Below are 16,031 nucleotides of genomic sequence, written 5' to 3' on the forward strand. Positions count from 1 at the left end.
TGCTTCCCGGTAAGGCGCCGGCGTGCGGTGGCGGCCACATGTCCTCCGAATGCTTCTCTGCCCGGCGGGCGCATTGACAATACAACTTACGAATCGTAACTTACGAGCCGTAAGTTACGTCTCGTAACCTGCTTGCACCGGGAGTGTCGCATGAAACTGGGGATGGACCACGGGTCGCTGGTCGCCTGGGACCCCGACGGCAAGGAGTGGGTCGTTGTCGGCTCGCGGTGGAACCACGACCTGCTGGCCTTCCTGGCCGACGGGGAAGAGGCGGTGCGTGAGGCCGAGCGCACGTTCACCGATCCGGAGCGGGTTCCGGGCCGGCCGCCGGGCGGGCTGCCCTTCGCGCCGGCTTCGCTGCGCGCGTTCGCCCTGTGGGAGTCCCACATGGTCAACGGGGCGAGGGGCATGGTCGCCGCGTTCGGCTCCCCGGGCGTCCGTCGGCTGGCGCGGGGATTCGAGTCGGTGACCGGCCGCGCTCTGCCCCCGTTGCGTCCCAAGGCCAACTACTACCGCGAGCCGCAGTTCTACATGGGCAATCACCGCTCGGTGCTGCCGGACGGAGCGGAGGTGGCGTGGCCGTCGTTCGCCCAGGTCCTCGACTTCGAGCTGGAGTTGGGCGTTGTCATCGCCCGCGAGGTCAGGGACTGCACGCCGGCCGAGGCAGTGGCGGCCATCGGCGGTTTTGTGGTCATGAACGACTGGAGCGCACGCGACACCCAGTGGGACGACACCCGCCGCGGCACGTTCGGCGGTGTGGTGAAGGCCAAGACGTTCGCCGGTGCCATGTCCGCGGTCGTCGTGACGGCCGACGAGGTACTACCCCGGTGGCGCGCGCTGACCGGCCGGGTCCTGGTCAACGGGGAGGTATGGGCGCAGGGCGGCACCGCATCCCCCCTGCACGACCTGGGAGCAGCCGTCGCCTACGCCGCGCGCGGCGAGTCCCTCGGCCCCGGCGAGGTACTGTCCAGCGGCACTCTGCCGGGTTGCTGCGGGCTGGAGATGCGCCGCTTCCCCCGTCCGGGCGACGAGGTTCGCCTCGAGCTCGAGTTGGGGGCCGGTGAGCCGGCCACGGTCACCAACACCCTCGGCGCGCGTCCGCGCCGTGCCGCGGAGGGCATGCGGGGCGTGGCCGTGGTGACCGGCTGCGACTCCGGCATCGGCAAGGAGCTGGCCAGGGAGTTGCACCGCCGCGGCCGCACCGTGTACGCGACCGGGCTGAAGACGGAGGCCATGGACGACCTGGCCGCCGCCGGACTGCGCGTCGCCGCCCTCGACGTCACCGACCCCGCCGGCGTGAACGCATTGGTCGAACGCCTCACCGCGGACGGTGAGGTGGTGGACCTGCTGGTCAACAACGCAGGCTACGGCGCCATGGGCCCGGTGATCGAGATGCCGATCGCCGATGTGCGCCGACAGTACGAGGTGAACGTCTTCGGGCTGCTGACGACCACCCAGCGGTTGGCGCAGGGCATGATCGAGGCCGGTCACGGCACCATCGTGAACATCGGATCGACCTCAGGGGTGCTGACCTCGCCCTTCGCCGGTGTGTACTGCTCCACCAAGTCGGCGGTCCATGCGCTCACCGATGCCATGCGTATGGAGCTCGCGCCCTTCGGGATCGCCGTCGTACGCATCGAACCGAACCAGATCCGCACCCGCTTCGGCGACACCGCGACCACCGGCCTGACCGCTCGCATCTCGGCGGATTCGCGGTACCTCAGGCTGCGTGACGCGATGACCTCCCGCGCCCAGGGATCGCAGACCAGCAATGCCATGCCGGCCGATGAGTTCGCCCGGAAGGCCGCGGACGCCGTGCTGTCCGACAAGCCCCCCGTCAGGCTGAGGCTCGGCCGCGAAGTGTGGCCCTACACCGTGTTCAAGCCGTTCCTGCCGTCCCGGCGGATCGACGCGATCCTGAGTAAACGCTTCGGCCTGGACAGACTCGGCTCGTAGGAGCGGCACGACGGGAACGGTTCTCCTTTGGCCGGGCAGTCCGGGGGCGATCCCCTCGGGCCACCCGACCAAGGCGGTTGCAGCCGCCGCTCGCAGGGTCACCGTAACGGCTGCGATTCCGCCCGCCGGACAGCCGGTTCCGAGACGGCGGGGACTTTTGCGGGGATGCGTGGACGGGCCGCTGTTCGACGGCTCGGGCGGGGAGAGCACGGCCGCGGAGAGCTACGGCCGTGTCCTCGGCGGCGATGCTCAGAAGGGATAGTGGGCGTGCCGGCTGGCGAGGGTGACCCAGCGGGTGCTGGTGAAGGACTCGATGCCCCAGCGGCCGCCGAAACGGCCATAACCCGAGGACTTGAGGCCGCCGAAGGGAGCATGGGGTTCGTCGGCGACGGACTGGTCGTTGATGTGCGCGATGCCGGTGCGGATACGGCGGGCGACCGCCAGGCCGTGGGTGCCGTTCTCGGTGATGATGCCGCAGGTCAGGCCGTTGTCGGTGTCGTTGGCCTTGGTGACGGCCTCGTCGTCGGTGGTGAAGGTGTCGATCACGCACACGGGGCCGAAGGCTTCGGTGTGGTGCAGCAGGGCGTCCTCGGCGACGTGGGTGAGCACGGTGGCCGGGTAGAGCGCGCCGTCCGCTGCGCCACCGCCGGTCAGCACGGTGGCGCCCTTGGCGACGGCGTCCCGGACCAGGTCGGCGACCCGCTTCGCCGCCTTAGGGGTGACCAGCGGGCCGATCACGGCGGCGGGATCGGTCGGTTCGCCGGAGGGCAGCGCCGCCGCCTTCGCCGCGAGCTTGGCGGTGAACTCCTCGGCCAGCGAGGCGTGCACCAGGATGCGGTCGGCGGACATACAGATCTGTCCGGAGTTCATGAAGGCGCCGAAGGCGGCGGCGTCGACCGCGTAGTCGACGTCTGCGTCGTCGAGCACGACGACCGCGTTCTTGCCACCGAGTTCAAGCACCGCGGGCTTGAGGAACTGCGCGGCGACGGCGCCGATGATCCGGCCGACGCCGGTCGACCCGGTGAAGTTCACGGCCCGTACCCGAGGATCGGCGATGAGCGTCTCGGCGATCTCAGGGGCGTCGGCCGGGTCGTTGGTGATCACGTTGAGGACGCCCGGGGGCAGCCCGGCGTCGCGCAGCACGTCGGCGATGAACAGGCCGCAGGAAAGCGGGGCGTCCTCGCTGGGCTTGAGCACCACCGTGTTGCCAGCCGCCAGCGGCGCGGCGACCGCGCGGACGCCGAGGATGACCGGAGCGTTCCACGGCGAGAAGGCGGCGACGACGCCGACCGGCTCGCGCACTGCGAACCCCAGGGCGCCCTCCTCCTGCGCGGCCAGTACCTCACCGCGCGGGGCGGTCACCGCGGCGGCGGCCTCACGGAACGTGTGCGCGGCCAGGCCCACGTTGAAGTACGCCCACCCCCGGGTACCGGCCACCTCGCCGGCCATCAGGTCGGCGGCCTGCTCACGACGTTCCTCGACCAGGTCGGCGGCCTTGAGGAGGATCGCGCGGCGGGTGTAGGGGCTCACCGCGGCCCAGGCGTCGAACGCGCCCTGCGCGGCGGCCACGGCGAGCGTGACGTCCTCAGTGCCGGCGGCTGCCACCACGGCGTACACCTCGCCGGTGTGCGGGGCGAGGTCCTGGGTGGTGCGGCCCGACCGTGCGGGCACTTCCTTGCCGCCGATCAGCAAATCACGGGTGAGGGTCATGGAGACTCCGCTGAGGTGAGGGGCTGTGCTCCGGCGTCCGCCTCGGGGCTTCCGGCACGCCGGAACGCGCGCCGGAAGCCCTGAGGCGGACACCGATCGCACGGCCGGGGAGACGGGGTGCCGCACGGTCGGGTTGGGGGCGTCGCACGGCCTGGGAGACCGGGTGCGGCAGGGGCGGTGTCAGGACGGGAGCCGGGAGAGGTGCGCCGGCATCCCGGCCACCAGCCGGACGAAACGGGTGGCGGCGTCCTTGCCCACCGTGGCTCCGACGATCCCGTCCACCACGGCGTGGCCCATCGTGCTCAGGCCGCCGTCGTGGACGGCCACAGCCAGCCGGGGCTTGATCTCCCGAACGTAGTCGATGACTTCGCCGGTTCGGGACCAGGGACCCTGGACCGGCACAAGGAGCGTGTCCACCGGGCTCGGCGGCACGGTGAAGGCGTCACCCGGGTGGAAGACCGTTCCGGCCACGAGGAAGCCGACGTTGGGGACGCGCGGAAGATCGGGATGGACGAGTTCGTGAAGTTCGCCGTGCACCTCGACCTCGATGCCGTCGACGTCGAAGGTGTCTCCGTCCCCGACGACGGTGACCCGGTCACCGATTCCGTCGAGCCTGGCCGCCACGGACCGGTTGGTCCAGATCCGCAGGGCGGGATTGGCCTCGGCGGCTGCCCGCAGCCAGTCTTCGGCGAAGTGGTCGGCGTGTTCGTGGGTGACGAGCACGGCGTCCGCGTCGTCGAGGGCATGGGGCTCGGTGTACTCGCCCGGGTCGATGACGATGACGGCACCGGGTCGTTCGAGGCGGACGCAGGCGTGACCCCATTTGGTGAGCCGCAGATCCGGCTGAAGCGAGCTCACCGCTGGAGCTCCTCGGCCGGGACCCACGTCCCGTGGAAGCCGTACCGGAGCCGGAAGGGGATCTTCACGGTGGCGATGGGGCCGGCGGCGATGTCGAGAGCGTCGAGGACGACCAGGTCGTGCCGGTTCTGGTCGCGTCGGCCGATCAGCGCGAGCAGGTAGCCATCGCCCTCGGCGGAGCCCTCCGACTTCGGCACGAACACCGGCTCCTCGGGTGCGGCGTGCTCGCCGGGGGCCCAGAAGGTTGTCTCGCCGGTGTGGTCGTCGCGGTGGATGAGCGAGTTGAACGGCGGGCCCATCGGACCGACCTCGCACTTGGGCACATCGGGGTGCATGCCGCCGATCCACGCATGCCGGTTGCGCTCCATCAGCACGCGCGGGTCGACCCGGGGCATGTCACCGGGAGAAGCGATCAGCTGCTCGCTGCGGTAGGTGTCGGTGGCGTCCTCCCAGTGCGGTGCGCCGCCCTTGAGGTCGAACATCCAGCGGTGCAGGAACGGAGGCTGCTCGGGCAGCGGACCCACGGTCGTGATCGGGAACTGGGAGAACCAGCCGGACTTGGTCGTGAAATGGTCGGCGACCACGCTGTCGCCGTCCGTCCAGGCGTTCAACGAATGCGTCTCCATGAGCTGTTCGCTGCGGAACCAGCGGATGCCGCTCACGCCCTCCTCGCGCGGGATGATCGCCACATACGTCTCCTGGTTCGGGTCCCAGACGAAGTACTGTGCCTCCCGCTTCAGCTGTTCCAGATCGGCGACCATGGGCGAGATGGTGAAGACGAAGTGGTCCCGGGTGACCAGCCAGTCGTGCACCATCGACGAGTACGGCACCTCGAAGGTCTGGGAGCGCGTGACCTTGCCGGAGGCCGAGATCTCGTAGATGTGGATCTGCTTGTCGGGCAGACCGCTGGCGTTGTACGCGAAGGCAATCAGCTCGCCGGTGCGCGGGTCGTGCTTGGGATGGGCGGTGAAGGTACGCCCCGGGATCTGGCCGGAGAAGTCGTGGACGCCCCGGGTCTCCAACGTCAGTGGGTCCAGCTCGTACGGGAGGGCCGCCTCCTTGAGCGCGAGCAGCTTGCCGGCGTGCCAGATGATCGAGGTGTTGGCGTTGCCGTCGTCGATCCCGGACACGGACGGGTCGTCGGTGTAGGGGTTGCGGTAGGCACCGAACAGGGCCTGGCGGGCCTGGCGTTCCAGCTCGAAACGCTTGGTCCGGACGTACCTGGTCTTCAGATCGGCGTGGCCGTTCTCGAACCGCACCATGTGGATCATGCCGTCGCCGTTGATGTACACGTCGTTCGGGAACCGTGGGGGGTACTGGGTGTCCGCGGCGGCGCGGTAGAAGGCGCCGTTCAGCTCGGGCGGGATGCGGCCCTCGATCTCCAGGTCGTAGACGTCGGCCTCGATCCGGGAGGAGGCGAAGAAGCCGCGGAACTTGGGGGTGTCCGGCCATTGCATGGTCTGCGGGGGCGGCTGGGTCCCCACTTGCTGGCGCGTCGTGTCCGGCTGCGTCGGAACGGCCATGGCGTCCTCCTCAGGGCATGGCTGATCAAGCGAAGAATCGGATTGATGTCTGCCGTTGATGCCTTCCGGCAGAGGGCGGCGGTGAGAAATGACACCCGTGCGCGCGGCCCGAGATCTGGCGTTCATCTGCCCGTAACAGCGATGATGGTGCCGGAGCTCCTGGGGCGTCCAACAGCGGAATGCGCAGGAAACGATCGGAGAGTCCGATGGATCTTCGGCAGATGGAGTACGCGGTGGCGATCGCCGACGAGCTCAACTTCACGCGGGCTGCCACACGCTGCCACATCGGGCAGTCCGGCCTGAGCCATCAGATCGCCGAGCTGGAACGAGAGGTCGGGACCCGGCTGTTCGACCGTACGAGCCGCAGCGTCCGGCTGACTCCCGCCGGTCAGACGTTCGTCGCGGGCGCCCGAAGCGTGCTGAGAACCGTGCAGGAGATGAGTGCGGCGATCGCCTCCATCGACGGAGACGTGCAGGGACAGCTACTGCTGGGAGCAATGACGCTCACGGCCGGGGACATCGACATCCTGGGCCTGCTGCGGGAGTTCCAGGAGTCACATCCCGCAGTCGAGGTCATCGTGTCCGATGCCGCCAGCGCGACGGCGACCGCACAGCTGCTGACCGGTGAGCTGGAGGTGGCCGTCCTCGCGCTCCACGAGGAGCAGCTGCCGGCCGGGATCGCTCACCACCTGATCCGCCTGCACCCGCTCGTAGCCGTCGTCGGCCGCCGGCATCGCCTGCGCGGCTCCGGCGTCACGAGCCTCGGAGCGCTGGCCGACGACCGATTCCTGGACTGCACACCCGAGACGGGTCTGCGCACGCAGGTGGACGCGGCGTTCGGCCGCGTGCGGGCGCGGCGCCGCAGTGCGTGCGCGTTGCGCAACGCGGGCGATCTCGCCTCGCTGGCCTTGGAGGGGATCGGGGTGAGCGTGGTGCCCCGCCCGGTGGCTGCGGCGATCGTTCCGGCCGAGTACGCCGACTGCGTGCTGCGGCTCGACGACCCGCAGGCTCTTCTGCCCCTGGCGCTCGCACACCGGGACCCCGCTCCGACCTCGCCCGCAGCACAGGCGTTCCTGCGACTCGCGCTCGCCCGGCTGGCCCCTGACAGCGCCGCCGGCATCGACGCCGCCTCCCTGTCCGACTGACACCTGGCCCGAGGACCGTGCGCCACATGCCCGACCTGCACCCGGGCAACCGCCGCCTCACGGGAGGCGGCGGTTGCCCGGGTGCTGTGGGGGCTACTGGCCGAGTTCCTCCAGTGGCGCCTGCTTGGTCTCCATGCCGAAGCGGGCGGTGACGGCCAAGCCGACGACCAGGACGGCCGCGAAGAGGCCGAAGACGAAGGCGATGCCGTTGTCGACGAGGGCGCCGATGACACTGGGGGCGAGGACTGCGGCGAATCCGCGCCACGAACTGGCGCTCAGGGTGCCCCAGGAGCGCATGCGGGTCGGGTAGATCTCGGCGGTGTAGGCGTACACCAGCGGGTCGATGGCGCTCACGCCGAGCAGCATCAGGCCGCCGCTGACCAGCAGCGCGGGCCAGGTGTGGAGAAGGCCGGTGACACCGAGGGCGACCGCGAGCAGGGCCCCGACGAGCGAGATCGTGTAACCGGTGAGAAACCAGCGGCGTCGGCCCACTCGGTCGACGGTGGCTCCGACGACGATGATCAGCGCGATGGAGGCGAGGGTGACCGCACCGCTCAGGAGGCTGGCGGTCGCCGGGGAGACACCGACCCTCTTGACGTAGAGGCTGGGCATCCAGGCGGTGCCTCCGAGCAGGGCGAAGAACACGGTGAACCACAGCACCCAGGCCGTGACCGTCCGTCTGCGGTACTGCGGCGACAGCAGCTCCGTGTGGCGCGTCGCGGCCAGGTCGGCGCCCGGTGCGCTCCCGGCCGGGGTGTCGGGGACCGGCGCGGAGGTGGCCGTACCGGCTGCGGTCTCCATGGCGGTGACGATCCGCTCCGCCGCGGCGAGCTGCCCCCGGCGGATCAGGACGCGCGGCGACTCTGGCAGCAGGCGCCAAGCGGCCAGGGCGACCAGCAGCGGGGCGCCGCCGATGGCGAACAGCAGGCGCCACGCGGTCTCGGGGCTGGTGGACGCGAGCAGCGCGGCCGCGGTCAGCGAGGTGGCCAGGTTGCCGAGCGGCGAGGCCAGCTTGTAGAGAACGGTGACCCTGCCCCGTTGCCGGGCGGAGACGAACTCGCCCAGCAGGGCCGACGCCACGGGTACTTCGGCGCCGAGGCCGAAGCCCTGGATCATCCGGAGGGCGCCCAGGCTGGTGCTGCTCCAGGACACGGCCGAGATCAGAGCGAACACGCCCATCACGACGAGGGCGGCCAGGAAGACGCGTCGGCGCCCCAGTCGCTCGCTGACCAGGCCGAATCCGATCGCCCCCGCCGCCTGCCCGAGGAAACCGGCGCTGACCAGCAGGCCGGCCTGGCTGGAGCTGAGGCCGTAGGTGGCGGATACGGCGCTGAGGACGGTGGCGATGGAGACGATGTCGAAGGCGTCGAAGAAGGTTCCCGCCCCGAGGGTTCCTACGACGCGGGCGTGGAAGCGGGAGACCGGGACGCGGTCCATCCGGCTGATCAACTGGTCGGCTTGCAGGGCTTGTTGGGTGCTCTGCGCATCTGTCACGGCCATGGCGGCAGCTCCTCGTCGAGCTTGCAGGGGGGATGCGGCCCTGCGCGAGATCCAGCCACTTTCACTGAATAAAAGTGGCTTGTTCCATCCGGAAGGAACCAAAGCACCGGCGCCAGGCGGTGGTCAAGAGGCCGGAGGTGATGGACACCGCCACCTTGTCGGAGTTATCGTCCCAGCAATTTTTGAAAGCAGCTTTTATTGAACGAAAGCAGAGGGGTCGTCATGGGATGGTTGGAGCTGGAAGGCCGCCGAGCGCTCGTCATGGGGGCTGGAGGGCTGGGTGCCGCCTGCGCCCGGGGCCTGGCGGACGCCGGGGCGCGCCTGGCCGTGGTGGACGTGGACGAGGCGAGACTCAAGTCGCTGCGGGACGATCCCGCCCTCGCGGACACCGACGTGCGCGTGCTTCCGGCCGACGTGACGACCTCGGAGGCGTGCGAGGAGGTCATCGGGGTGGCGGCCGCCGAACTGGGCGGGCTGGACGTGCTGGTGCACGCCGTGGGCACGAACGACCGCCGTCCGGTGCTGGACACCCCGGACGAGGCGTGGGAGCGGATCGTCACACTGAACCTGTCGACCGCCTTCTGGGCCGGGAGGGCGGCGGGGCGCCTGATGCGCGACGCCGGCCGGGGCAGCATGGTGTTCTTCTCGTCGGTCTCCTCCCGCCTCGCGCACAAGCACCACGCTCCATATGCGGCGAGCAAGGGTGGCCTTGACCAGCTGATGAAGGTGATGGCCCGGGAGTGGGCGGCCGACGGCGTGACCGTCAACGCGGTCGCCCCCGGCTACACGGAGACCGAGCTGACCAGCGAGTACCTGGCCAGGCCGGGGATGCGCGAGGAGATGGTCGGGCTGGTGCCGGCCGGGCGCCTGGGCACGCCGGAGGACGTGGTGGGAGCGGTGCTGTTCCTCGCCTCGCAGCGGGCGTCGTTCGTCACCGGACAGGTCCTGTACGTGGATGGCGGCCGCACCCTCGTATGACCGCGCCGGACCGGAAGGCCGCCAAGGCCGTCAGCTGCCACCGAGCAGCCGCGTGATCTCCCGGCAGGCGCCCAGCAGCGGCGGGCGCAGTTCGTCGAGCAGGCGGGTGACGGGGAACTCCATGGCCGGAACGGCCACGTTGACTGCGGCGACCACCGAACCCGACGCGTCGAAGACGGGGGCGGCCACCGAGCGCAGTCCGTAGGCGAGCTCCTCGTCCTGCACCGCCCAGCCCTCCTTGCGGATCTCGGCCAGGGCGGGTCGCAGCTCGGCGAGCGACCGCATCGCGTTGGGGCCGGTGGTCCCGGCGAAGGACGCTTCCGTCAGGCGCTGTTCAAGCTCCGTGTCGTCCAGACCGGCCAGCAGCACCTTGCCGATGGAGGTGCCGACCGCGGGAAGGCGGGAGCCGACCTGGATGTTGGCGGTCACCAGATCGTTGTTGCGCAGCCGGATCAGGTACAGCACGCGGTCGTCGGACAGAGTGCCGAGGTTCACCGTCTGACCGGTCGCCGCGGCGAGCCGACGCAGTGGCCCGTCGGCCAGTTCCACCAGATCCATACCGCGCAAGGCCGAGAAACCGAGCGTGAGGACCTTCGGAGCGGGCCGGTAGGCGCCGTCCGGCAGCTGTTCCAGAAAGCCCTCGGTCACCAGGGTGGCGGCCATCCGGAAGGCGGTCGGCAGCGGAACCCCGGTCTCGGCGGCCATGTCGGTGAGCTTCATCGACGGTCGCTGTTCGGAGAACAGCCCGAGCAGCCGCAACCCCTTGGCCAGCGCCTCGACGTGGTAGCTCCGCTTCGACGCGGAGCCCTCGGAGGACGGGGAGGTCGGTTCGTCACGCGGCGGCACTCGGGGCTCGCTTTCTGTATGGGCGCACCTGACAAGGAACTTTCATTGTACGGAAGTCGATATCACGCAAGAGAGCTCTTGCGTGACGAGGAGGACTCGAGGAACTCATGGCAGAGCGACTGACCGGGCTGCTGCCCGGAGAACTGGACGAGGAACAGGCGGAGGTCTACCGGGCCATCACCGGCGGCCCGCGCGCGGCCGGGTCGCAGGCGTTCGCACTGACCGATCCGGAAGGACGGCTGCGCGGCCCGTTCAACGCCATGCTGCTCAGTCCGCCGGTGGGCCTTGCGGTGCAGGCCCTCGGCGCGGCAGTGCGATACGGATCCGTCCTGGGCGACCGGGCACGGGAACTCGCGATCCTCGCCGTGGCCGCACACTGGAACAGCACCTTCGAACGCGAGGCCCACGAGGCCGTGGGCCGGGCCGCCGGACTGACCGAGCCGGAGATGGCCGCACTGCGTACCGGCACGGTCCCAGAGTTCGGCGACCCCGGCGAGCGGGCCGCCCTGCGGGCAACCTTCGCGATGCTGCACCACGGGACGCTGAGCGACGAGGAGTACGCCGACGCCGTGACCGCGGTGGGAGAACGGGGCCTGTTCGAACTGACGACGCTCGTCGGCTACTACGCCACCCTGGCCCTTCAGCTTCGAGTTTTCGCAGGTGAGGGGCCTTGACAGGCCGTAGCCGACCCATCAATACTCATGCCGTATTCACCCAGCGAATTCCACTTTCATCCATCGAAAGTAGGCAGGCCCCGTGAAGCTGATCACCTTCGACGACAGACGTGTCGGCAGGCTGGAACTGGAAGAGCGGCTGGTGCTGCCGCTGGAGGTGAGGAGCACCCGGGAGTACTTCGAGCGTGACGGCCAGGTCCGCGAGACCGGTGATCGGCTGTCGCTGGACGACGTACGGCTGCGCGCGCCGATCGTGCCGAAGAAGTTCTTCCACACCTCCGGGAACTTCCGGGAGCACGAGGACGAGTCGAAGAACGTCGACTGGTCGCACCCCATGCACAAGGGCATCGTCTTCTTCCAGAACGTCGACGCGATCGTCGGCCCCGACGAGCCGGTCATCTACCCCGAGCACCTGACCAGCGAGCTGGACTACGAGCTGGAGATCGCCGTCGTCATCGGCAAGCCAGGCAAGTTCTTCGGCGTGGACGACGCGCCCGACCACATCGCCGGTTACGTCGTCTTCAACGACGTCACCGCCCGCGACATCCAGCGCCGCGAGATGGAGTCCGGCGTCTTCTCCTTCTGCAAGGCCATCGACACCTTCTGCCCCGTCGGCCCCTACATCGTCACCGCCGACGAGATCCCCGACCCCCAGAACCTCGACATGGAACTGCGCGTCAACGGCGTGGTCCGGCAGAAGTCCAACACCAACCGCATGTCCGTCTCCATCCCGCACCTGGTCGCGTACCACTCCCCGCAGGGCTACAGCGCCGGCGACCTGATCACCACCGGCACCGTCCAGGGCGTCGCCGGCTTCAGCGGCGACCCCGACATGTACCTCAAGCCGGGCGACGTCGTCGAGGCCGAGGTCGAGCGCCTCGGCGTGCTGCGCACCCCCATCGTCAGCTGGGAAGAGGGCCACGGCACCCCCGTACCAAAGAAGGTGGACTGGTGAGGCTGGCAGTCCTCGACGGCCGCGCGGTGGTGGTCCGCGGCGACGGGGCCGCGGGCGTCCGCTGGGCTTCGCAAGGACGACTGCCGGACGACCCGATGGCCCTGCTGGAGGACTGGCCCCGCGTGCGGGACTGGGCGGCCGGACTGCCCGACGAGGCGTACGACACCCCCGTCGACCCCACCGCACTCGACGCGCCGGTGCCGCGCCCCCGCCAGATCTTCGCCGTGGCCCTCAACTACCCGCCGCACGCGGCGGAAGCCGGCTTCACCCCGCCCGACGAGCCGCTCGTCTTCACCAAGTTCCCGTCCTGCATCACCGGCCCACACACCACCGTCGCCCTCCCCGACGGCAGGGTGGACTGGGAGGTCGAACTCGTCGCCGTGATCGGACGCGAGACGTACAAGGTGAGCGAAAACCGCGCCTGGGACGCCGTGGCCGGCCTGACGGTGGGCCAGGACCTCTCCGAACGCGTCACCCAACTCCAGGGAAAGCCAGCTCAGTTCAGCCTGGGCAAGTCCTTCCCCGGCTTCGGCCCGACCGGACCCGTCCTCGTCACTCCGGACGAGTTCGAGGACCCGGACGACCTAGAGATCACCGGACTGCTCAACGGTGCGGCCGTCCAGCACGACCGCACCAAGTCCATGGTCTTCCCGGTGCCGGACCTGATCGCGCGCCTCTCCGCCGTACTGCCGCTGTTCCCGGGCGACCTGATCTTCACCGGCACCCCGGCCGGGGTCGGCAACCGCATGAACCCACCCCGGTACCTCACCATGGACGACGAACTCGTCAGCGGTATCGAGGGCATCGGCGAGATCCGCCAGCGCTTCACCGGTCCGGCGCGGCCTCCGCACGCCCTCTGAGCGCCCCAGTACACCCCGCACCCGACCGTCGCAGACAAGGACCCCCATGTCCGAGCACACGCCGCCACCCATGCCCATCCCCCGTCGCTTCGAGGGCCGCACCGTGCTGGTCACCGGCGCCGGCACCGGTTACGGCGCCGAGATCGCCGTCCGTGCCGCGCGGGAAGGCGCCCAGGTCGCCGTCCACTACCGCAGCTCCGCCGCCGGCGCCGAGCAGACCGTCACCCGCATCAAGGACATCGGCGGCCAGGCGTTCACCGTGCAGGCCGACATCGCCGTCCACCAGGACGTCATCCGCATGGCCGAGGAAGTGTTCGGCCATTACGGCGGCTTGGACGTGCTGGTGAACAACGTCGGCGACGTGGCGGGCGACCAGATGTCCTGGCGAGACCTCACCGAGGAGTCCATCGACCATGTGCTCGCCGTGGACGTCAAGGGAACCATGCTGTGCGTGCACGAGTTCGGGTCCCGGATGCTGGAGCAGGGGCACGGCGCGATCGTCAACATCGGCTCCACCGTGATCGTACGCGGCAGCGCGCGGGCCCCGCAGTATGCCGCCGCGAAGTACGGCATCCTCGGCATCACCAAGTCCTACGCCCAGGCGTTCGCACCCTTCGTACGGGTCAACACGTTTGCGCCCGGGTTCATCGAGACCGACACCCTCCTGAACCGCGCGGACTGGAAGTCCGGACGACGGGAGGACATGATCGCCAAGACGCCGATGAGCCGTATCCCGGGCCCGGCCGAACTCGCCGGCACCGCCCTCTTCCTCGCCACCGACGACGCCTCCCACATGACCGGCGTGTACCTCAACGCCGACGGCGGCTTCAACATGATCGGCGCGTGAGCGACATGACCGGCCACCGGGACGCCGGTCCGGTGGCCGCCCCCCGTTACCGTCTTCGTGGCTCCGCAATGGGGCCTCCGGCCTTCGGTTCCGGCATGACTTCCCCCCTTGTTGTTCATGATCCGGGGGGTGGTGTCACCGGGCCCGGAGGCATCGACGGGCCGCTGATGAGGGGCTTGAGCACCGGCTTCACCCGAGCCGGAAGAGCTCTCCGTAACGTGGATGTGGTAGCTCGGTGCCCTGGCAAGGCCGGACGAAAGCGTGATGGAGGGGCCTGCACGTGATCGACACCGGCGACATCGACGTCTTCCTCGGCCTGGACGTCGGCAAGGGCGAACACCACGCCACTGCCGTCACCCCGGCCGGGAAGAAAGCCTTCGACAAGCGCCTGCCCAACACCGACCCCAAGCTCCGCGAGCTGTTCGCGAAACTCCAGGCCAAGCACGGAACGGTGCTGGTCGTGGTCGACCAGCCGGCCTCCATCGGGGCCCTGCCGCTGGCAGTCGCCCGGGACAGCGGCTGCCCGGTCGCCTACCTGCCGGGCCTGACGATGCGGCGGACCGCCGACCTCTACCCGGGTGAGGCGAAGACGGACGCGAAGGACGCGTTCATCATCGCCGACGCCGCCCGCGCGATGCCGCACACACTGCGCGCGATCGATGGCGAGGACGAGACGATCGCCGAGCTGGAGATGATCGTCGGGTTCGACGACGACCTGGCCAGCGAGGCGACCCGGGTCGCGAACCGGCTGCACGGCCTGCTGACCCAGATCTATCCATCGCTGGAACGGGTCCTGGGACCACGGTTGCAGCACCCTGCCGTCCTCACGCTGCTGGAACGGTTCGGGTCCCCGGCCCAGATACGCAAGGCCGGCCGACGGCGGCTGATCACCCTGCTGCGACCGAAGGCGCCGAGGATGGCCGAGCAACTGGTCGAGGAGATATTCGCCGCGTTGGACGAGCAGACCGTGACGGTCCCGGGCACCGAGGTGGCCGCGTTGATCGTCCCGAGCCTGGCCGGCTCGCTGACGGTCGTGCTTGACCAGCGGAAACTCTTAGCCGGGCGGATCGAGGAACTCCTGGAGGACCACCCTCTTTCCAAAGTCCTGACGTCGATGCCAGGAGTCGGCATCAGGACCGGAGCCCGCATCCTGATCGAGGTCGGCGACGGCAGCACCTTCCCCACCGCCGGCCACCTCGCCGCCTACGCCGGACTCGCCCCGGCGACCCGGAGCTCGGGCTCATCGATCCGCGGCGAACAACCATCCAGGAGAGGAAACAAGCAGCTCAAACGGGCCTTCTTCCTCTCCGCGTTCGCCGCTCTGGGCGATCCCGCGTCCTGGGCCTACTACGACAAGAAGATCGCCCAGGGCAAACACCACACCCAGGCCCTGCTCTGCCTCGCCCGACGCCGGGCCGACGTCCTGTTCGCCATGCTCCGTGACGGAACCTTCTACGAACCGCAGTCGTCGGCCCCCGTCACCTGACCTGCGGGTCTGCGAGGAGAACGACTCGATCAGCCTCGACATCGAAGCCGAGCACCGGACGGCCATAGTCGCCTTCCGGATCCATCAGCACCGGCTTGCCCAACCGCCGCCCGATCTCCCGAAGGAAGCCACAGAACACATCAAGTCGGTCCTGCCCCTGCAACTCCCGCAGGTCGACGTCGAAGTCGACTTCATCGTCGGCATGAAAACGGAAGATCGCCAACACACCGGCAGCCGGCCAGACCCGCAGGTCCGGACACTCGGCATCCGCCGGACGAGACAGCACAGCCTCCGCCCGGGGCACCGGAAGCACCGTCTCTCCCTCGGAGTACTGGCACTTCCAGCCCTTCACCGCGACAAGGTCGAGGACCGCCTGCCAGTCCTCCACCGAGGTATTCGGGACACGGACGTCCGGCAACGACCCCACCAAGTCCGGGTCGAAGAAGGAACTCACGTCATCCCACAGCAGATGAGCCACCCCGCCATGCTGCCCGGCTCTCCGGCCCAACGCACCCTCGTTTCCCTTGACCAAAGGGATAGGGGCACCCCCCCCGGACCCCAGCCCCGGTCTCCCGAAGATCTCGTGTGTTGCACCGCCGGCGGCACCGGGGCAGCACTTCAGGGTCATCTTCCCTGGCGTCCGCTCGGCGCAGAGCCGCGCCGATCATGTCGCCGATGTCCGTGCGTTGACTC

General features: G+C 69.6%; 14 protein-coding genes. 8 read left to right on the plus strand and 6 right to left on the minus strand.

Annotated features, from left to right (window positions below; translation table 11 throughout):
• Window positions 1-150: 150 nt before the first annotated feature.
• The gene (locus ABT137_RS42935) at window positions 151-1,956 is read left to right on the plus strand and encodes an SDR family NAD(P)-dependent oxidoreductase (protein ID WP_351717709.1); all 1,806 of its coding nucleotides are present in this window, start codon (window positions 151-153) and stop codon (window positions 1,954-1,956) included.
• 249 nt (window positions 1,957-2,205) lie between these two features.
• Here ABT137_RS42935 and ABT137_RS42940 read toward each other — a convergent pair whose 3' ends face one another.
• From ABT137_RS42940 to ABT137_RS42950, 3 genes are all read right to left on the minus strand, one after another.
• Window positions 2,206-3,666: an aldehyde dehydrogenase family protein gene (locus ABT137_RS42940; protein ID WP_351717711.1), complete on the minus strand. Its 1,461-nt coding sequence runs from the start codon at window positions 3,664-3,666 to the stop codon at window positions 2,206-2,208.
• Window positions 3,667-3,846: 180 nt separating this feature from the next.
• Complete coding sequence (locus ABT137_RS42945; protein ID WP_351717833.1) at window positions 3,847-4,503, minus strand: MBL fold metallo-hydrolase; 657 nt, start codon at window positions 4,501-4,503, stop codon at window positions 3,847-3,849.
• 17 nt (window positions 4,504-4,520) lie between these two features.
• Entirely contained in the window at window positions 4,521-6,047 is a 1,527-nt protein-coding gene (locus ABT137_RS42950; protein ID WP_351717713.1) for a carotenoid oxygenase family protein, read from the minus strand.
• A 206-nt stretch (window positions 6,048-6,253) separates the two neighbouring features.
• Between ABT137_RS42950 and ABT137_RS42955 the strand changes: the two genes are divergently transcribed.
• Complete coding sequence (locus ABT137_RS42955) at window positions 6,254-7,192, plus strand: LysR family transcriptional regulator (RefSeq protein ID WP_351717715.1); 939 nt, start codon at window positions 6,254-6,256, stop codon at window positions 7,190-7,192.
• A 93-nt stretch (window positions 7,193-7,285) separates the two neighbouring features.
• On the opposite strand, the gene ABT137_RS42960 is transcribed toward ABT137_RS42955, so the two are convergent.
• Entirely contained in the window at window positions 7,286-8,692 is a 1,407-nt protein-coding gene (locus tag ABT137_RS42960) for an MFS transporter (protein ID WP_351717717.1), read from the minus strand.
• A gap of 222 nt (window positions 8,693-8,914) precedes the next feature.
• Between ABT137_RS42960 and ABT137_RS42965 the strand changes: the two genes are divergently transcribed.
• Complete coding sequence (locus ABT137_RS42965; RefSeq protein ID WP_351717719.1) at window positions 8,915-9,670, plus strand: SDR family NAD(P)-dependent oxidoreductase; 756 nt, start codon at window positions 8,915-8,917, stop codon at window positions 9,668-9,670.
• A 30-nt stretch (window positions 9,671-9,700) separates the two neighbouring features.
• On the opposite strand, the gene ABT137_RS42970 is transcribed toward ABT137_RS42965, so the two are convergent.
• Window positions 9,701-10,516 (minus strand): IclR family transcriptional regulator, encoded by an 816-nt coding sequence (locus ABT137_RS42970; RefSeq protein ID WP_351717721.1) that lies wholly within the window; start codon window positions 10,514-10,516, stop codon window positions 9,701-9,703.
• 107 nt (window positions 10,517-10,623) lie between these two features.
• Here ABT137_RS42970 and ABT137_RS42975 point away from each other — a divergent pair, with 107 nt between their 5' ends.
• The 5 genes from ABT137_RS42975 (at window position 10,624) to ABT137_RS42995 (ending at window position 15,338) form a co-directional block, all read left to right on the plus strand.
• The gene (locus ABT137_RS42975; RefSeq protein WP_351717723.1) at window positions 10,624-11,190 is read left to right on the plus strand and encodes a carboxymuconolactone decarboxylase family protein; all 567 of its coding nucleotides are present in this window, start codon (window positions 10,624-10,626) and stop codon (window positions 11,188-11,190) included.
• A gap of 82 nt (window positions 11,191-11,272) precedes the next feature.
• Window positions 11,273-12,145 (plus strand): fumarylacetoacetate hydrolase family protein, encoded by an 873-nt coding sequence (locus ABT137_RS42980; RefSeq protein ID WP_351717725.1) that lies wholly within the window; start codon window positions 11,273-11,275, stop codon window positions 12,143-12,145.
• Entirely contained in the window at window positions 12,142-13,005 is an 864-nt protein-coding gene (locus tag ABT137_RS42985; protein ID WP_351717727.1) for a fumarylacetoacetate hydrolase family protein, read from the plus strand. The genes ABT137_RS42980 and ABT137_RS42985 overlap by 4 nt, the downstream gene beginning before the upstream one ends.
• Window positions 13,006-13,075: 70 nt before the next feature.
• Entirely contained in the window at window positions 13,076-13,852 is a 777-nt protein-coding gene (locus tag ABT137_RS42990) for an SDR family NAD(P)-dependent oxidoreductase (protein ID WP_351717729.1), read from the plus strand.
• A 280-nt stretch (window positions 13,853-14,132) separates the two neighbouring features.
• The gene (locus ABT137_RS42995; protein WP_502984665.1) at window positions 14,133-15,338 is read left to right on the plus strand and encodes an IS110 family RNA-guided transposase; all 1,206 of its coding nucleotides are present in this window, start codon (window positions 14,133-14,135) and stop codon (window positions 15,336-15,338) included.
• Here the strand turns inward: ABT137_RS42995 and ABT137_RS43000 are convergent.
• Window positions 15,331-15,816 carry a hypothetical protein gene (locus ABT137_RS43000; RefSeq protein ID WP_351717731.1) on the minus strand — a complete coding sequence of 162 codons (486 nt, stop codon included), beginning with the start codon at window positions 15,814-15,816 and terminating at the stop codon, window positions 15,331-15,333. The two genes, ABT137_RS42995 and ABT137_RS43000, sit on opposite strands and share 8 nt — an antisense overlap.
• Between the last annotated feature and the right edge of the window lie 215 nt (window positions 15,817-16,031).

Source organism: Streptomyces sp. NPDC001980 (assembly GCF_040296885.1).
Lineage (GTDB): Bacteria > Actinomycetota > Actinomycetes > Streptomycetales > Streptomycetaceae > Streptomyces.

Excerpts from the sequence above, each read along its gene's own strand:
- ABT137_RS42935 (WP_351717709.1), top strand. The coding sequence starts at position 151 with ATGAAACTGGGGATGGACCACGGGTCGCTGGTCGCCTGGGACCCCGAC.
- ABT137_RS42940 (WP_351717711.1), bottom strand. The coding sequence starts at position 3,666 with ATGACCCTCACCCGTGATTTGCTGATCGGCGGCAAGGAAGTGCCCGCA.
- ABT137_RS42950 (WP_351717713.1), bottom strand. The coding sequence starts at position 6,047 with ATGGCCGTTCCGACGCAGCCGGACACGACGCGCCAGCAAGTGGGGACC.
- ABT137_RS42955 (WP_351717715.1), top strand. The coding sequence starts at position 6,254 with ATGGATCTTCGGCAGATGGAGTACGCGGTGGCGATCGCCGACGAGCTC.
- ABT137_RS42960 (WP_351717717.1), bottom strand. The coding sequence starts at position 8,692 with ATGGCCGTGACAGATGCGCAGAGCACCCAACAAGCCCTGCAAGCCGAC.
- ABT137_RS42965 (WP_351717719.1), top strand. The coding sequence starts at position 8,915 with ATGGGATGGTTGGAGCTGGAAGGCCGCCGAGCGCTCGTCATGGGGGCT.
- ABT137_RS42975 (WP_351717723.1), top strand. The coding sequence starts at position 10,624 with ATGGCAGAGCGACTGACCGGGCTGCTGCCCGGAGAACTGGACGAGGAA.
- ABT137_RS42990 (WP_351717729.1), top strand. The coding sequence starts at position 13,076 with ATGCCCATCCCCCGTCGCTTCGAGGGCCGCACCGTGCTGGTCACCGGC.